This is a genomic window from Streptomyces sparsus, from assembly GCF_054776295.1.
Map to the genome: position 1 here is coordinate 1 of NZ_BAAHCA010001052.1, position 1,545 is coordinate 1,545.

The window sequence follows — 1,545 nt, forward strand, 5'->3', positions numbered from 1 at the left end:
CGGGCGGGCCGCGGTCAGCGCCGGATGAGGCCGAGACCGGTGGCGGTGGCGACGGCGGCGGTGCGTGAGTCGACGCCGAGCTTGACGTAGATGCGCGCCAGGTGGGATTTGACGGTGCCTTCGGTGAGGTGCAGACGGTGGCCGATGGCCTGGTTGGACAGGCCATCGGCCACCGCGACGAGCACTTCGGTCTCACGCCGGGTCAGGGCGGTGCCCGGGGTACGCAGCCGGTTCAGCAGCCGGTGGGCGACGGACGGTGCCAGGGTGGTGCGGCCGGCGGCGGCGGTGTGCACGGCGGTGACCAGGTCCTCGGGCGGCGCGTCCTTGAGGAGGTACCCGGTGGCGCCGGCCTCGATGGCGGGAAGGGTGTCGGCGTCGGTGTCGTAGGTGGTGACGACCAGTACCCGGGGTCCTCCCGGTCGGGCGGTGATGGCGGCGGTGGCCTCGGCCCCGTTCATCCCGCTGCCGAACTGGAGGTCCATCAGGACGACGTCGATGTCGCCCAGGGCCGCACGGGTGACGGCGTCCTCCGCGGTGGCAGCCTCGGCCACCACCTCGATGCCGTCTTCGGTCTCCAGCACCGCGCGCAGCCCGGCCCGCACGACGGGATGGTCGTCGGCCAGAAGCAGGCGGATGGGGGTGTCGGTCATGAGAGGCCCCCGGGGTCGGGGTCGGGTGCGAGGGGCAGCCGGGCAGCCAGAGCGGTGCCGTGGCCGGGTGCGGCCTCCACGGCGAAGGTGCCGCCGAGAGCGTCGACGCGGGCGCGCATGGCGGCCAGCCCGAAACCACCGGCCCCCGAGGCAAAAGCGGACAGGCGGTGGAGGTCGAAGCCGCGTCCGTCGTCCACGATGTCCATGGCAACGTGATCGCCGACGTAGCTGAGAGTGACGTCGACGGTGTCGGCGCGGGCGTGGTGGACGGTGTTGCCGAGGGCGGACTGGGCGATCCGCAGAAGTGCGACCTCGTGTGCGGTCGGCAGGGGTACGGGGTCGCCGATGATCCGGAAGCGCGCGGTGAGCCCGTGGCGTGCGCTGGTCGTGGCGCACAGGCGTTCCAGGGCACCGGCGAGCGAGGTGCCTTCCAGGGCAGGCGGGGGGAGTGCGGCGACGAAGCGGCGGGCCTCGGCGAGGTTGTCGACGGCGGTCTGGCGGGCCTGGTCGACGTGCCGGGCGGCACTGTCCGGAGCGCCGGGCAGTGCGCGCTCGGCGGCGCGTAGCAGCAACTGGATACTGGACAGGCCCTGGGCCAGGGTGTCGTGGATCTCACGAGCGAGGCGTTCGCGTTCGGCCAGCACACCGGCGGTGTGCTGGACGGAGGCCAGGTCGGCGCGCGTGGCTGTGAGCTCTTCGATCAGGCGTCTGCGTTGTTCGCTCTCCCGGTACAGGGCCTGGTAGCCCCACACCACGGCCACCGCCACGGCGGCGCCGAGGGCCGGGCCGATCGCCATCGCGGCACCGAGGGAACCCCGATGGGCGGCGAAGCCCGCAACGGCCGCTGCCGCGGTGGCTGCCACGGCTGCTGTCCCGGCGCGCCGGGACAGCAGCC

2 protein-coding genes are annotated in these 1,545 nt (G+C 73.7%); both read right to left on the minus strand.

From position 1 onward, the window contains the following. Positions 1 to 14: 14 nt before the first annotated feature. The gene (locus ACYVE9_RS26210) at positions 15 to 650 is read right to left on the minus strand and encodes a response regulator (protein WP_461030377.1); all 636 of its coding nucleotides are present in this window, start codon (positions 648 to 650) and stop codon (positions 15 to 17) included. Continuing rightward, positions 647 to 1,545: sensor histidine kinase (locus ACYVE9_RS26215; protein ID WP_461030378.1), on the minus strand; the 899-nt coding region annotated here is incomplete at its 5' end. The genes ACYVE9_RS26215 and ACYVE9_RS26210, both read right to left, overlap by 4 nt.

What these genes read in the sequence shown, in the direction of transcription:
- ACYVE9_RS26210 (WP_461030377.1), bottom strand. Translation starts at nt 650, where the DNA reads ATGACCGACACCCCCATCCGCCTGCTTCTGGCCGACGACCATCCCGTC.